This window comes from Nonomuraea sp. NPDC050478, from assembly GCF_044458265.1.
Lineage (GTDB): Bacteria > Actinomycetota > Actinomycetes > Streptosporangiales > Streptosporangiaceae > Nonomuraea > Nonomuraea ferruginea.
In genome coordinates this window covers 98,733-113,592 of the sequence record NZ_JBITHT010000011.1, presented here as the reverse complement: position 1 = coordinate 113,592, position 14,860 = coordinate 98,733, and the positions used below count along the sequence as shown (strand labels likewise).

Below are 14,860 nucleotides of genomic sequence, written 5' to 3'. Positions count from 1 at the left end.
GTGGCCCTCGCCTGGTGCGGTCGGAAAAATCCTGAGGTGAGCTGTAGTGGAGAGCCTCTCCCGTTCGTCAATCCGACGAAAGACAGCGAAACGACCGAACACACGACAGGAGCAGCCCGATGAAGTACCTCATGCTGGTGTGCACCGATCCCGACTACAAGCCCGGCCAGGACGAGGGGGCCCCGGACGTGGAGGACTGGGTCAAGGAGATGGACGGCAAGGGCATCCGGCTGATGGGCGAGCGCGTCCGCCCGGTGAGCGACGCGACCACCGTCCGCGTCCGCAACCGTGAGGTGCTGCTGACCGACGGTCCGTACGCGGAGACCAAGGACCAGATCGCCGGCTTCGACGTCATCGACTGCGCCGACCTCGACGAGGCCATCGAGGTCGCGTCCAAGCACCCGATGGCGTGGGCCGGGATGATCGAGCTGCGTCCGTTCTGGACGGACGGCGAGGACTAGCCGCAGGTGAAGGACGAGATCGCCGGGATCTACGCCGACGGGTGGAGCCGGATCGTGGCCACCATGATCCGGTTCACCGGCGGCGACTGGGACCTGGCCGAGGAGTGCGCGCAGGACGCGTTCACCAAGGCGCTCCAGAAATGGCCGGAGTCCGGGGTGCCCGACCAGCCGCTGGCGTGGCTGACCACCACGGCCCGTCACCGCGCGATCGACCGGATGCGCCGCGCGGCCGGCGAGGCGGCGAAGCTGCGGGAGGCGGCCGCCATGGAACCACCGCCCTACCTGCGCGACAGCGAGATCCCTGACGAGCGCCTGGAGCTCATGTTCACCTGCTGCCATCCGTCACTGAACCTCGATGCCCAGGTGGCGCTGACCCTGCGGAGCCTGACCGGCATGAGCACCGCCGAGATCGCGCGGGCGTTCCTGGTGCCCGAACGCACCATGGGCCAGCGCATCTTCCGCGCCAAGCAGAAGGTCGCGCACGCGGCCATCCCCTTCCGGGTGCCGCCCGCGCACCTGCTGCCCGACCGCCTCCCCGCCGTGCTGCACGTGCTCTACCTGCTGTTCAACGAAGGGTACGGAGATCCGGCGAAGGCCCGGCTCTGCCAGGAGGCCATCCGCCTCGCCCGGGTGGTGACGGCGCTGATGCCCGACGAACCCGAGGCGCAGGGCGTGCTCGCGCTGATGCTGCTGCACGACGCCCGGCGACCGGCGCGCGTGGACGCGGCCGGAGACCTGGTCACCCTCGACGAGCAGGACCGCACGCTGTGGGACCAGGCGCGGATCGCGGAGGGCGCCGCGATCTGCGAGCGGGCGCTGCGCCGGGGCCGCGCCGGGCCGTTCCAGCTCCAGGCGGCCATCGCGGCGTGCCACGCGACCGCGCCGCTCGCCTCCCGGACGGACTGGCCGCAGATCGCCGGACTGTACGCGGAGCTCGCGCGCATCGCGCCGAGCCCGATCGTGGAGCTGAACCGTGCCGTGGCGATCGGCATGGTCAGCGGGCCCGAGGCGGCGCTCCGCCTGGTCGACGGGATCACCGGGCTCGACGGCTATTACCTGTTGCACGCCACCCGTGCTGAACTGCTGCGACGCGCGGGCCGCGGGCAGGAGGCGGAGGGACACTACCGGGCGGCGCTCGACCTCGCGCCCACCGACGCGGAGCGTCGTTTCCTGCGCGGCCGGCTACAGCAGCCGTAGCCGCCGCATCGCGTCCTCCTCGATGCGCGAGAGTTCACGGAGGATGGCCCCGGCCTGCTCCAGGTGCGCCGCGTCGCCGCTCTCCCCCGCCTTCGCGATCAGGCCGGACACGTCCGTCCACAGGACGGCGGCCTCCGCGTACAGCCGGTGACCCGCGCGGAGGTTGCCGTCGTCGATCAGCCCGGCGCACTCTTCGAGGAAGTCGCGGTAAAGGACGCGGAACAGGGCGCCGCCGGTGCCGGCCTGCTCCATGAGGAGGGCGGCCCGCGGCAGGTCCCGCGCCGGGTCGTCGGCGCGGAGCAGCCATCGGGGCACCTGTTTGGCGGCTTTCGCGATGCCGCGGTGACCCAGGTTCGCGATGGGCGCGGCGAGGAAGGCGTCGGCGCAGTCCCTGATGGCACCGGCGAGCTGCTCCTGCCAGGGCGGCGTCGGGTGAGGCGGCAGGGTGATGGTGAAGGACCGGTGCCGGGCGGTCATCGGGCCGCGTTCGGCCCGCGCCCTGGCGAGGCCGGCCCGGCTCGTGCGCACCGCTCCGCCCTGCTGGCCGGTGTCCACGAGGTGGACGTCCTGCTCGTCGTAGCCGTACATGGCGACGACATGGCCGCCGAAGTGCACCTTTGTCGAGAAATAGTCCAGATGGTACGAGTCGAGCTGGAGCCCGACCGGCCGGCCGGCGTCGATGGGGGCGGCCACGTTCTCCCACGCCTTGCGCGGTGAGGCGGTCTCCTGCACCGTCAACGTCAGCCCCAGCCTGGCCGCCAGGTTCCTGGTCAGCTCGAAAGGCTTGACGCGGCCGCCGAGGAACGGGAACGGCATGCTCTTGCCGTCCCAGTAGACGAAGGACAGTCCCGACCCCAGCCCGAACAGCAGAGGTTCGGACAGATCGAGCCCTTCGTGCCGCAGCAGCACCCCGAGCGCCGTCGTCTCGCAATGGTGCAGGCCGCGGGCCTCGATGTCCTTGACGATGGTCATGCGCCGCTCTCCTCGTGTCCGGTCACCAGCATGGGGCCTCCCCCCGTGGGAGAGTCCAATCGGCCTACGATCACGCAATGATCAGGAGACCGACAGACACCTGGCGCGCACATGTCGCCGACTTCGCCGCGCCCTATCCGGAGCCGTTCGTGGCGGCGGCCGAACGGGTCCTGACGTCTTTCGAGGCCGAGGTACGGCGCTTCGGCGCGCCCTCCGACGACGAGGTCCTCGCGGCGATCCGGCGGGTGGTCGAAGGGCTCAACGCCGTGGACGGGACGCACGACCACGACTTCGACACCGTCGAGCGGGAGGAGTTGTGCGAGTTCATCGACGACGTGCTCACCGAGGCGGGGATAGACCTCGACGTGCTCGCGGCCCGTCGCGGCATCAAGCGGTTCGAGCTCACGGACGAATGGCGCGACTGGTGACCCACCCCTTCTTACCGAACCCCGCACGCGCCCGGGACAGCCGCGTCTGGGACCTGTTGTGCGTCGGGATCGCCGTCGGGGTCGTCTCGTGGGGCGCCGTCGGCGCCTGGACGGCGGTCACGGTCGGGAACTACCCGTGGAACAAGTGGATCCCGTTCGCCTACGGTGCCACCAAGGGCGTGCTCCTCGGCCTGCTCGCCGCCGCCGGCGCCCTCGCCGTGCTCCGTACCGGGCGGCGCTTGCCGGTGTTCGTCCTCGCCTTCGTCGGCGGCGGCCTCCTCGGCACGGTGCGAGATCTTCTCGGCCCCCCGGCCCCCATGCTGTACTTCTCGGACCCTCTTCCGGCCGAGCGGTGGTACTGGACGACGACGATGCTGCTGCACTGGGCGGGCAAGGTGGCGCTGCCCGCCGTCGTCTGCGCCGCGGCCCTGACCCTGCTGGCGGCCCGCCCGTACCGGCCGCGCCAGTCGACCGCGGCCGGTGCGGCGCTCCTGCTCGCGGGCTTCGCGCTGCTCCTGCTGCCGATGATCGCCTCTTCTCTCTCACCAGAGATCCAGGGCAACGGTGAGCATACGAACCAGGAAGTCTGGGCGTTCCTGCGCTGCTGGGGGCTCGGGATGCCGGTGCTGGCGGCAGGGGCGGTCCGTTTCTCCTCGCATCTCGCCGGGCGCGGAAGGCCCGGTGGCGTGGGCGATCAGGTCCGTACGACGGCGGGTTCGGGGCGGTGCACGCCGCGCGGTCGGTAGCCGAGAGCGTCCGCGACGCCCGCGAGGTCGGACAGCAGCCAGAGGATCGCCAGCCACATCTCCGTCCCCTGCAGCCCCGGCACGGTCGCGGCGGCGCCGGCCGTGGTGGGGTGCGGGGCCTGGAACCCGAAGCCCTGGCCGTCGGTCCAGTGCCCGAGCGCGTCGGTGAGCAGGGTCCTGGCCAGGGTCGTCACCTCTTCGGCGCGGTAGCCGGTGTGCCGGGTCAGCCACAGCGGGTGCGCGATGTCGAGGACGTCGCAGGCGTTCTGCCGCTCCGGGCGGACGTACCGCGGATCGCGGGCGTGCCGCAGCACCGTGTCGACGACCCGCTCCGGGTACGGCAGCGGCACCCCGAACTGGGCGAAGGTGCCGCGCGACGCGCGGTAGAAGCCGTTGACGATCCGCAGCAGACCGTCGATCGGCCGCGCCGAGCCCCACATCCCGGTGTCCGGATCGGCGTGCGTGACCAGCCATCCGAACAGGGCCTCCGTGGCCCCGGGGCGGCCCCGTCCGTCGTTCCACAGGATGGCGGTGCCCAGGATGTCGACCCAGTGCCCCGCTCCCCAGGCGTCCCGCGTCCAGGGCAGGCTTTCCACGAAGGCGATCAGGTCGGCGGCCTCCATGTCGGCGACGGGCCGGACCGGCCCGGGGAACCGGCTGCCCAGCAGGTCGAGCGCGTAGCCGACGCACAGGACGTGGTAGCCGACATCCGGATCGGACAGCCCCGGCTCGGGCCGTCGTCCGCCATCCGCGAGCGGCGTCTCCGCCAGGCCCGCATCAGGCCGGCCGCCGGCCGCGAGCAGCGTCTCCGCCAAGCCTGGATCGGGCGCCCTCTGGCTGCCGTCCGCGAGGAGCGTACCCACCAGGCCCGTCGCCGGGTCCTGCCACGAACGCAGCCGGTCGGCCTGCTCGCCCGCCGGCATCGGGCCGGGGGCCCGGCCGAGCAGCAGGTCGGCGATCTCGATCGCGTCGCACTGGGCGCGGACGGTGACGGCAGCGCCCGGCCGGTCGACGAACGCCCCGCCGAGGAGCCGGGGGTCGAAGCAGCGTGCCAGGACGTCCTCCGCCTGCTCACGCGCGGTCTCCGCGAACCCCGCCACCGCCGCGGCCAGGTCGCCGGCGGGCGGCCTCGACCCGGGAACCCGCCAGCGCAGCACCTTCGCCGGGTTGCCGCCGACGATCGCGCCGGCCGGGACGTCCTTGGTGACGACCGCGCCGGCCCCGATCACCGCGCGGTCGCCGACGGTCACGCCGTCCAGGACGACCACGTGGGAGCCGATCCAGACATCGTCCCCGATCTCGATGCCCCGGCTGGTGAGCGGCTGCCGGAAGACCTCGACGTCGGGATCGGACATCGTGTGGTTGAACCCCAGCAGCGAGGTGTGGGCGCCGATCCGGACCGCGTCGCCGAGCCGCACGTCGCCCCGGACGACGGTGTAGGGGTTCATGGAGCAGTCGCGTCCCGTCCGCACCGAGCCGCTCAGGTAGGCGCCGGCGGCGACGTAGGTGCGCGGGCCGAGCCGCAGTTCCTCGTTCTGCACCGAGGCGAGCTCGGAGACGAAGCACCTCTCGCCGAACTCGTAGCCGGCGTGCCGTCCGGTGAGAGCGCGCTGGAGTTCGAGCTGCCTGTCCTGTTCTTCCTGACCGGCTTCGTCCCAGAAGGACCAGGGTGAGTAGTCGTGATGGTGACGGGCGAACGGCGCGTCGCCGTCGAGAGCGGTGGTGCCCATGCCAACCCCCGGGAAAGCGTTTGCCTACACGCTAACCCATGGTTCGCCGCCACGATCATGGCCCGGCTTCGATGGGATACGCTCGTCTCCCTCCGGAGCGTCCGAGGAGCGTGACCGCATGAGGCGCTACAGGAACGGCCGGCTCGCCGCGGTTCTCGCCGGTCTCTACGCCGGGCTGGTGATGCTCCTCGGCATCCCCTCGGTGGTGATCCTGCTGACCGTGCAGGACCCGATCCTGCTGTCCGGCTTCGCCCTCATGGTCGTCACATTCCCGCTCGGGCCGCTCATCTGGTGGGGATGGCACTCGGTCCCGCCGCAGCTGGACGACCCCGTACTGCTCATCGTGCTGCTCACCGGAGCGGGCCTGCTGCAGGCGTATCTGCTCTGGCGCGTCGCGCGTGGCCCCGCGACCTCGGAGTGATGCCACGCGGGCGCCCCGTCATGGGACGGGGCGCCCGTGTCGCGTCAGAAGTCGTCGGCGGTGCGGATCCGGTCGCGGACCCAGACACCGGCCTCCTTGAGCCTGCTCGTCCCGGCGAACGGGCCGCTCGGGCAGGTTCCGGTGGTGAAGACGGCGCCCGTACGGAAGTCGTCCGAGAAGTTCCAGTTCACCCAGCTGATCTTCTTCTGGGCCATGAGGTCGAGATACTGCTGCGACCTGGCGAAGTTGTTGGCCCCGTCGCCGGACGCGGTCTGCGTGCCGAACTCGGTCACGAAGATCGGCAGCCGGTCGGCGGCCCGGGACAGCGTGTTCAGGTACAGGCTGTCGTGCGAGGCCGCGTAGAAGTGGAACGTGTACATGATGTTGGCCGCGTTGACCGGGTTGTTGATGATCTCGGTCTCGTTGCCGCCGGCGGAGACGCCGAGTGACGACCAGCCCCGGGTGCCGACCAGGATCGGGGCGTCGGCGTCGTGCTGCCGGATCACCGGGATGAGCTGGTGCGCGTAGTCGCGGATGACGGGCCAGGTGACGGCGTCGCCGTTCGGCTCGTTGGCGATCTCGTACAGGACGTTCTTCTTGCCGTCGTGCCGCTGGGCGATCTCGGTGAAGAAGGTCTTGGCCCGGCTGAGGTTGTACATCGGGTCACCCGGGGTGAGCATGTGCCAGTCGACGATCGCGTACATCCCGCGGGCGGTGGCCATCTCGATCAGGGAGTGCACCCGGTCGGTGAACAGCCGGGGGTTGGTCTCGTACCCGCCCTCCTGGATGTACATGGAGATGCGCAGAACGTCGGCCTTCCAGTCGTTCGCCAGCGCGTCGAGCGACGCGCTGTTGAGGCACTGGTCGTACCACTGGATGCCGTGGCTGCTCATGCCGCGCAGCTGGATCTGCTTGCCGTTCTCGTTGCAGAGCTTGATGCCGCACACCCGCAGCTGCCCGTTGGCCTGGACCGGGGTGCCGCCGCCGCTGCCGCCCGTGGGAGTCCCGAAGACCTCCAGCTCCCACAGGGAGTAGCCCCACTGGGTGCCGCGCTGCGTGCCGTAGACCCGCACGTACCGGCCGCTGCCGCTGACCGTGAGGTCGTCGGTCCCCCCGTCACCGGAGGCGGTGGAGTAGACGTCGCTCCAGGTGGAGCCGTCGGGCGAGGTCTGCACCCGGTACGCCCTGGCGTGGGCGACCTCCCAGGTCAGCCGGACCCGGGAGATGGTGTGCGCGGCGCCGAGGTCCACCCGGATCCACTGCGGGTCCACCCCCTCGGCGCTGGCCCACCGCGTGGACGCGTTGCCGTCGACCGCCTTGTCCGGCTCCAGACCGGCGGCCTCGACCGAGGAGGCCGCGACGGGCCTGCCCTGCGACACCAGCGGGTCGGCCACGGCCGCGCTCGCGCCGGAGGGCACCATCAACGGCGCCACCAGCGCGGCCACGACCGCGAAGATCCTCGCACCTGCACTTCGCCTCACGAACGACTCCGATTTCTCCGGGGCGTATTCGGTTAGGAAAGTTTCTTAACGTGCGGCGCAGCATAGGTTGACACGGAACCCTCACACAAGGCCCAAGTTCCAGAAAAGGACGTCGGCCAGCGTCAGCCGAGCCCTCGTAGGAGGACGACTGATACCCGCCATCCGCAGCCCGGGATCCCGCCCCTCAAGGGTGATCGTCCCACCCACCGCGGCGGCGGTCTGCCCCTGTCCGGTTCCTGCCGGCCGGCGACACACCAGCCGGCACCGGCGATAAATTGAATTTCTCACCGCCCGCTATACCTGACGCCCGGCCGGACAAATTCCCGACCATTCCAGTTGCGGTAACGACTTGGCCACTCTTAGCTATCCGCCATTCCACCCAGGCCGATCGCATGTCAAATTCGAGGGCGTCATGCCGACAGGGGAGGGGTCGCATGCAAGAATTACCCACGCTCACGGTCTCTATGATCGGCGCCCCGGGTTCCGGAAAATCCACTTATCTGCATGCGCTGTACGCGACGATGACGCGCGGCGTCGGCAATTGCAACCTTCACGAAGTCACCAACAATGCCGATGTCCAGATCCTGGAGAGCTGGCATGACCTGGGCCAGGGCACTTCGCTGCCACAGACGTCGGTCAAGCCGATCAGTTACCGATTCGTCTTCTCGCGGGAGATGAATCCGTCGGCGCTGCTCGACTGGACCGATTTCCGCGGGGGCGCGCTGCACGATTTCGTCGGCGTGGACGGCTCGCTCGACACACAAACGCTGCTCAACAAGATATCGCTTTCCCAGGCCATCTTCGTGACGCTCGACGGGGAGCACTTCCGTAAGCCCGTGACCCCCGAACGCCGCGAACCACTGGCCCGCGCGATGGTCACCCACCGCATTTCCAGTGTGATCACGGAAACTCTCACCCGCAGGACCGCGCGCGGGCTCGCGTGGCCGTCGATAACCATCCTCATCACGAAGGCGGACCTCATCGACTGGGGCGGCGGCCCGGGGCGGACCCTGACCGGCGTCGTCGACGAGGTCAGGAACCTGCTGCCGGTGGCCTTCCAGCCGCGCGTGTGCACCGCCGTCTGCCCCGTCACGGTCGGTCCCCTGCAGACGTTGCCGGACGGCAACGTCCGGCCGGACGGCGTGGACCCGAACGACGTCCACCTGCCGCTCATGTTCACCATGACGCACTACTACCGGACCGCCGCCCACCTGGACGATCAGCACCTGGGGAAGCTCGCGGCCGAGCGCGGCAGCCTCAAGGAGCGGCTGGCCGCGTTGCCCCAGAGCAGCCGGCGCGCCGTACGCGACCAGCGGCTACGGCTGGAGCAGGAGCTGCGGGCGGTCGAAGCGGAGATCGGCCACAACCAGCGCCGTTACGACCAGTCCACCCAGGCGATCTCCGCGCTGGCCGCACGGCTCGGCAACCTGCGCGTGTTCGAGGGCGGGTCGCCGGCCCGCTGGGCGGCCGGCCGCCGTGCCTGAGCAGACCTGGGCGCCGGTGGTCTTCGGCCGTACCGCCGGGGCCGACGTGTGGTGGCGGGTCCGCCCGCCGGGCGCCGACCGCCAGTGGCTGGAGAACGCCATCCACACCGTCATCGCCGGCGGCAGGCGACTGGAGGGCCGTCCCCGCTTCCTCATCACCGTCCGGCCGGGCGCGCGGCTGGTGGGAGTGGCCTGCCGGGCGATCGAGCTGAGCCGGTCGATGCACACCGACGGCAGCAGGGAGATGTACTGCTTCGTCGGCTGGTTCTCCGCCGCCGACAGCGGCGGTCCCGAGCTCCCGGACCTGTACGACCACTACCCCGCCTGGGCCGGAGCCGTCTACGAACGCCACATGGAGCCCGTCTGGAACGCTCCTGTCAGCGCGGTGCGACGGCCCGACCCCGGCCGGCCGGGCCCGCCACCGTGGCCGGTCGCCCCGCCGCCTCCGGTCGATCCGCACCTCGTGCTCCCGCCGGTGATCCACGTGAACGACTGGGACATCGTGTGGAACCACGCCCTGGCGAGCCCCGCCCCGGCCAGTGTCATGCTCGGCTGGAGCGCGGCGGGGCGGCCCGGTGCCGGCGTCACCCACCTGGGCGTACTCGACCGCGGCGTCCCCCGTCTCGACCGCTCCGGCCCCTTGGAGCCTTCAAAGCGCGTGGGCCCCGTCGACCCCCACCCCCTGGAGCACCCCGAACGCCGACCACCACCGCCGGTCGCCGGAACCCCCGGGCCACCCCGCAAGAACGGATCGTCCCCGATCCTGCTCGGCGGCGCGGCCGTGTTCGTCCTGCTGGTCGTCGGCGTGGCCGTCTCCTCGCGCGCCCCGCTGGAGGCGTCGGCCCCCGAGCCCGCCACCCGGTCAACCGTCCCGGCGGCGCCGAAGCGTCCGCAGACCGGGCGAAGGATCGTCAACCAGCCCCTCACCCTCAAGGACCAGGCCGGGAAACGGCTCGTCCCCGGCTTCGAAACCGGCAAGGGCCCGTGGGTGAGCTACCGCCGCGGAACCGGCGTCTCGCTGGAGTTCGCCCCGAAGACCCCCATCCTGACCGGCACGGCCCGCACCCTCCCCGGATGCCGGAAGGCCGACATGTACCCGCACCCGGCGCCGCACGTCGCGACCGGCCTCCACGAGGTGACCTGCCTGATGATCGGCGAAAAGGGCCGGCTCATCGGAATCAGGGTGACGGAGCAGGGAGAGCGGACCGCGCGCATGACCGCGTACGTCTGGAGATCCGCGCAAGAGCCCGACGAAGAGATGGCGAGGCATGGTGGACGCTTCTGAGATTCAGGCCAGGATCAACGCCGTGCTGGACGCCCGCCGGGCGCGGCAGGCACAGGCGGAGGAGTCGTACACGGCCTGGGAGGCGCTGCGGCAGGCGTTCGCGGACCTGGTGGCCCTGGCCGAGGAGGCCCGGCGCGACGCCGCGGCCCACGAGCTGAGCCCCGGGCTGAGCACCGCGCTGCGGGCTTTCCTCGACGAGGGCGACGCCCGGTCCGTGCTGGCGGAGCTGACCGAGGCGGCCGGGCAGTTGCAGGCGGTCCGGGGACGCACCTCGCGGACGACGCTCAACATCGGCGTGGTCGGTCAGACCCAGATGGGCAAGAGCACGCTGCTCCGGGCGATCTCCGGGCTGGACCGCCTGCCCGTCGACGTCCTGCCGACCTCGCGGGACTCGCTGCCCACCACCGCGACCCGCAGCCGGATCTCCAACTCGGACACCGCGCGCGCGGAGGTCGTGCTGCGGGACTTCGCCGAGTTCAGGGACGTCTATCTCAGGCCGCGCCACGACGCCCTGGGGCTGAGCCTGCCGTACACGATCACAGAGTTCGCCCGTTACCGCTATCCGGCCTGGGAGGACTACCGGAGCGACCCCCGATCGGCCGGCCGGGACCTCACCGCCGCCCCCGAGCACCTGCGCCGGCTCCACGAGGCGCAGGCGTCGCTGCGCTCCTACGAGCCGCACCTGGTCCGCGACCAGGTGCGGGAGATCCCGCTCGACCAGGTGGCCGCGCACGTCTCCTATCCCCCGGCCTCGGGCCCGGTGGACGCGCCGCGCCCCTACCTGGCCGTGCGCGACGTCCGGATCTACTGCCCGTTCCCGAACAATCCCGTACGCGATCTCACGCTGATCGACCTCCCCGGCACGCAGGAGCGGGGCATCGACGTGGCCCAGCAGTTCATGCAGGACCTGCGGAACGAGGTGGACCTGCTGCTGCAGATCAAACGGCCCCGGCAGACCACGGTGCACTTCAGCGAGAGCGACACCGAGATCCAGCGGCTCGCGCGCGCCGCGAGCGCCGGAGCGGCCATCGGCGACTTCATGATCATCTTGCTCAACCACGACGCCGAGCACACCGACCTGACCAAGAGCCAGTTCGACACCGCGACCCAGCAGGCCCGCGGCGCCGTGGGCATGCACGGCATCCAGGTGCTGACCGCCGACGTCGTCCAGGAGCACGAGGTACGCGAGCGCGTGCTGGTCCCCGTCCTGTCGCATCTGGCCGCGCGGCTGGCCACGATGGACCAGGCCGCGTTCGGCGCGGCGCGGCAGGGCACGGAGGCGGCCGGGCGCCGCGCGGTCGAGGCGGTCGCCGGCCTGGCCGAGACGCTGCGGCGGGAGAACGTCGCCCTGCCCACGGAGGACGCGCTCGTCAGCGAGCTCGTGACGCGGATCCGCCGCGGGCTCTCGGACGCCCTCGGCGACATCGCGGACGACTACCTGCGGCGGGTGCAGGAAGGCAGGCGGACGGACGAACTCGACGCGGCGGTGGAGAAGGCCGTCGAGGAGGTCAGGGCGTGGATGGCCGCCGGGTTCGGCCACAGCGCCCCCGGCGAGTGGCTCAGCGAGGTCCGCTCCGACGCCAAGATGCTCCGGCTCGACACCGTGGAGCAGGAGTTCATCCGCAGCCGCCACTACGTGTCCGACACCTTCAAGAAGGTCGTGGACGCCTCCATGGACCAGGCGATCGTCGAGCTGCAGCAGCAGGTGACAGAGGCGTTGTGGAGCCATCTGCCGGAGGAGACGCTGCCGGAGCGGCGCTCGCTGACGGTGCTGGCCGAGTCGCTGCGCGGCGACGGGCACATGGCCCTCGCCACGACCGTGGCCGACCTGGCCGACCTGAGCACCGGCTACGGGGTCCGGAGCCTGTTCCTGCGGATCGTGCAGCCGATCGTGATGGACATCGACGTCAGGGGGAAGATCCCCGGCGGCCACGCGCGGGAGGGCAGCTCGTACGACCCGCCGCGTGAGGACGCCCGCCGTACGGACCCGGACGACGACGTGCCCACCTGGGCGAGGAAGAAGGGAACCGGATCGGACTCCAGGCCGGCTCCCGAGGAGGACTTCGTCGACCACAGGACCGAAGGGCTGACCGTGGAGGCCGCGCTGAAGGTGGTGTCCACCCGGCAGCGCGCGGAGGAGACCGCGCAGTGGGTGTCGGAGACGCTCACCGACATGGTCGAGCAGGCGCTCGGCCGCCTGCGGGAGGAGCTGGAGACCGAGTCGGCGACGGCCGTCCGCGCCCTGTACGCCTGCGCGGACCAGTTCTTCGACGGTGTCCTGCGCGGGCAGCGCACCAAGCAGGAGTTGCGGGACCTGTGCCGGGCCGCGCTCGACCGTACGCCGCCCGGCGACGGACCCGCCAGGCTGGCGGCGCTGCTGCGGGCCCTGGCCGCGGGCGGCACAGCCGTGCGCGACAGCTATGACGCGTACGAGCGCGCGTCGATCGGCTGAGGGCGCGCGACGCTCATCCGTTTCACAGGCACCGCTCAGCACTGGTGAAACAGAGTGTGATGTACGACACTCCTCCTAGAACACTGTTTTAGAACCGTGTTCTGGCGCTTTCCGTGCCCGGAGCCCCACCCCGGGGAGCGCCCACCGCGGAGGAGAAGTCATGGTCAAGGCCGTCGCCCGCCAACGCCGCAGACTCGGATCCCCGCCGCCCGGCGGCATCAGCCCGACCGACCCCAACCCCTTCGGGTGGGGGCCGTTCATCGTCCTGTTCGTCGTCGGCATGGTCGATCGCATCGAAGCCAACCTGCTGTCCGGCGTACTGCCTCTGGTCCAGGCCGAATGGGGCTTCAGCGACACCGCGGCGGGATCCATCCCCACCGCCGCGGCGCTGGCCGCCACCCTCGTCGCCCTGCCCGCCGGCTACCTCGCCGACCGCTACAACCGCACCAGGATCCTGGGGATCGTGGTGCTCTGCTGGGCTCTGGCCACCCTCGGCACCGGCCTGGCCGCCGGCTTCGCCGTCTTCTACCTCATGCGGGTCCTGCTCGCCGCCGCCGAGAACATCGACAACCCCGCCGTCAGCAGCCTGCTCGCCGACTTCTACCCCGCCGCGACCCGCATGCAGGTGTACGGCTGGACCCGGATGACCTCCTACCTCGGCGGCGTCGGCACCCTGCTGGGCGGCGTCATCGGGCAGGCATTCGGCTGGCGGGCGGCCTTCGTGCTGATGGCGATCCCGGGAGCGCTGACCGCCCTCCTCGTCTGGCGCCTGCGCGAGCCGGAACGCGGCCAGATCGACAAGATCATGGCCGCCGTGTCCGTACCCCGGCAGGACCCGGCGCCACCGCGGGAAGCCGAGGCGAAACTGCTCTTCTGGCCCCAGCTCCGCCAGGTCCTGGCCACCCGCACCCTCGTCCTCGTCTCCGTCGGCGTGAGCATCCTCACCCTCGGCCTCGGCGGCGTCTACTACTGGCTGCCTTCCCTGATGGTCCGCGTCCTCGGCATGCAGACCGGCGTCGCCAGCAGCATCAGCGGCGGCGTCACCATCGTGGGCGTGCTGGCCGGCACCCTGATCGGCACCCACTTCGGGAAGCGGGTGCACGGCCGCGTCAAGGGCGGCCGGCTGCTCATCGGCGGCTCCGGCATCACCGTGGGCTCGGCTCTCCTCGGCGTCGCCCTGCTGATGAACTCGCCGGTGGCCATGGTGACCCTCATCCTGCTGGCCGTCACGATCTCCGCCACCGCCATCCCCACCTGCACGGCCTGCATCGCCGACGTGGTGGCGGCCAGGTCGCGCGGCGTCGGCTTCGCCGTCCTGCAGCTGCTCCTGACGATCGGCGTCGCCTTCGGTCCGCTGATCATCGGCATGACCTCCGACGCCACCGGCTCCCTCCTGATGGCCATGTACGCGCTGATCGTGCCCATGATCCTGGGCGGCCTGGTGGTGCTGGCCGCCCGCGCCCCGTACGAGCGAGAGGCCGCCCGCGTCCTCGACGACGCCCGCGACTCCTGACCACCCCGTGTCTCTGGTCACTTTCCGTGGCGAGCGGGAGCCGCCTCCCAGACGAAGCCGTCCGGGTCGGTGAAGGGCCCGGTGTCACCGCCGATGGCGAGCCGGTGCGATCCGGCGCCCTCGGGAGCGACGCCGGCGACCTTCGCCAGGGCACGCCTCTTGTAGAGCGACAGTGTGACGGGACTCGACGGGGTGGCGAGCTCGACGTACTTGCGGCCGTAGCTCTTCGCCACGGAGAAACCGCGGTCGACGTAGAACTTCTTGCTCGCGGCCACGTCTTCCACTCCCAGTTGGAGCACGATCTCGTCGATCTGCGGGGAGGCCGGGCCGGTGTCCTTCTTCGACGAGGAGGCGACCGTCCAGATCGCCCCGCCCGGGTCCTGGACGACACCGCCATACCCCCACAGCGACTTCGCGGCCGGCTTCAACGCCGTGGCACCGGCGTCGACGGCGGCGTCGATGAGACCGTTGACGGTGGCCGGCTGGGACACGACGAGCGACAGCGTGAATCCGCGGAAGCCGGTCGTCGGCGCCTCCGAGGCCCGCAGACGCAACCAAGCGTCCGAACCGGGAACAGTGGTGGTGAACCGGGTGGCCGCCGTGGGGTCGGCAACCTCTAGGGTGACGAATTCGATGGAAGCCATAGCAGTCACGCTAGACGCGGCCCGGTGATCCCCACTTCTCGAATCC

12 protein-coding genes and 1 pseudogene are annotated in these 14,860 nt (G+C 71.1%); 9 read left to right on the top strand and 4 right to left on the bottom strand.

Features of this window, described 5'->3' with window-relative positions; all coding sequences use genetic code 11:
* Window positions 1-119 precede the first annotated feature (119 nt).
* Both ACIBF7_RS41070 and ACIBF7_RS41065 read left to right on the top strand, forming a co-directional pair.
* Entirely contained in the window at window positions 120-461 is a 342-nt protein-coding gene (locus tag ACIBF7_RS41070; RefSeq protein WP_148036525.1) for a YciI family protein, read from the top strand.
* A 6-nt stretch (window positions 462-467) separates the two neighbouring features.
* Complete coding sequence (locus ACIBF7_RS41065) at window positions 468-1,658, top strand: RNA polymerase sigma factor (RefSeq protein ID WP_271277687.1); 1,191 nt, start codon at window positions 468-470, stop codon at window positions 1,656-1,658.
* Here the strand turns inward: ACIBF7_RS41065 and ACIBF7_RS41060 are convergent.
* A complete protein-coding gene (locus ACIBF7_RS41060) occupies window positions 1,644-2,630 on the bottom strand; it encodes a BtrH N-terminal domain-containing protein (RefSeq protein ID WP_271277688.1) in 987 nt (328 codons plus the stop codon). The two genes, ACIBF7_RS41065 and ACIBF7_RS41060, sit on opposite strands and share 15 nt — an antisense overlap.
* 77 nt (window positions 2,631-2,707) lie before the next feature.
* On the opposite strand from ACIBF7_RS41060, the gene ACIBF7_RS41055 reads away from it, so the two are divergent.
* Window positions 2,708-3,058, top strand: a complete 351-nt coding sequence (locus ACIBF7_RS41055; RefSeq protein WP_397199547.1) for a hypothetical protein — start codon at window positions 2,708-2,710, stop codon at window positions 3,056-3,058.
* A complete protein-coding gene (locus tag ACIBF7_RS41050; RefSeq protein ID WP_397199546.1) occupies window positions 3,043-3,804 on the top strand; it encodes a hypothetical protein in 762 nt (253 codons plus the stop codon). The genes ACIBF7_RS41055 and ACIBF7_RS41050 overlap by 16 nt, the downstream gene beginning before the upstream one ends.
* A gap of 1,142 nt (window positions 3,805-4,946) precedes the next feature.
* Here ACIBF7_RS41050 and ACIBF7_RS41045 read toward each other — a convergent pair.
* Window positions 4,947-5,102, bottom strand: a pseudogene (locus ACIBF7_RS41045) (DapH/DapD/GlmU-related protein); the annotation flags it as partial.
* A gap of 550 nt (window positions 5,103-5,652) precedes the next feature.
* Here ACIBF7_RS41045 and ACIBF7_RS41040 point away from each other — a divergent pair.
* The gene (locus ACIBF7_RS41040) at window positions 5,653-5,955 is read left to right on the top strand and encodes an SCO4225 family membrane protein (protein ID WP_397199545.1); all 303 of its coding nucleotides are present in this window, start codon (window positions 5,653-5,655) and stop codon (window positions 5,953-5,955) included.
* 44 nt (window positions 5,956-5,999) lie between these two features.
* On the opposite strand, the gene ACIBF7_RS41035 is transcribed toward ACIBF7_RS41040, so the two are convergent.
* Entirely contained in the window at window positions 6,000-7,436 is a 1,437-nt protein-coding gene (locus ACIBF7_RS41035; RefSeq protein WP_397199544.1) for a cellulase family glycosylhydrolase, read from the bottom strand.
* A 464-nt stretch (window positions 7,437-7,900) separates the two neighbouring features.
* On the opposite strand from ACIBF7_RS41035, the gene ACIBF7_RS41030 reads away from it, so the two are divergent.
* The 4 genes from ACIBF7_RS41030 (at window position 7,901) to ACIBF7_RS41015 (ending at window position 14,170) form a co-directional block, all read left to right on the top strand.
* Window positions 7,901-8,920, top strand: a complete 1,020-nt coding sequence (locus tag ACIBF7_RS41030) for a hypothetical protein (protein WP_364232803.1) — start codon at window positions 7,901-7,903, stop codon at window positions 8,918-8,920.
* Window positions 8,913-10,205, top strand: coding sequence for a hypothetical protein (locus tag ACIBF7_RS41025; RefSeq protein ID WP_271277697.1), 1,293 nt, complete (start codon window positions 8,913-8,915; stop codon window positions 10,203-10,205). Before ACIBF7_RS41030 ends, ACIBF7_RS41025 begins: the two co-directional genes overlap by 8 nt.
* Window positions 10,189-12,657, top strand: a complete 2,469-nt coding sequence (locus ACIBF7_RS41020) for a hypothetical protein (protein WP_397199543.1) — start codon at window positions 10,189-10,191, stop codon at window positions 12,655-12,657. Before ACIBF7_RS41025 ends, ACIBF7_RS41020 begins: the two co-directional genes overlap by 17 nt.
* A 160-nt stretch (window positions 12,658-12,817) precedes the next feature.
* Window positions 12,818-14,170 carry an MFS transporter gene (locus ACIBF7_RS41015; RefSeq protein ID WP_397199542.1) on the top strand — a complete coding sequence of 451 codons (1,353 nt, stop codon included), beginning with the start codon at window positions 12,818-12,820 and terminating at the stop codon, window positions 14,168-14,170.
* Window positions 14,171-14,187: 17 nt separating this feature from the next.
* On the opposite strand, the gene ACIBF7_RS41010 is transcribed toward ACIBF7_RS41015, so the two are convergent.
* A complete protein-coding gene (locus ACIBF7_RS41010) occupies window positions 14,188-14,814 on the bottom strand; it encodes a glyoxalase (protein ID WP_397199541.1) in 627 nt (208 codons plus the stop codon).
* Between the last annotated feature and the right edge of the window lie 46 nt (window positions 14,815-14,860).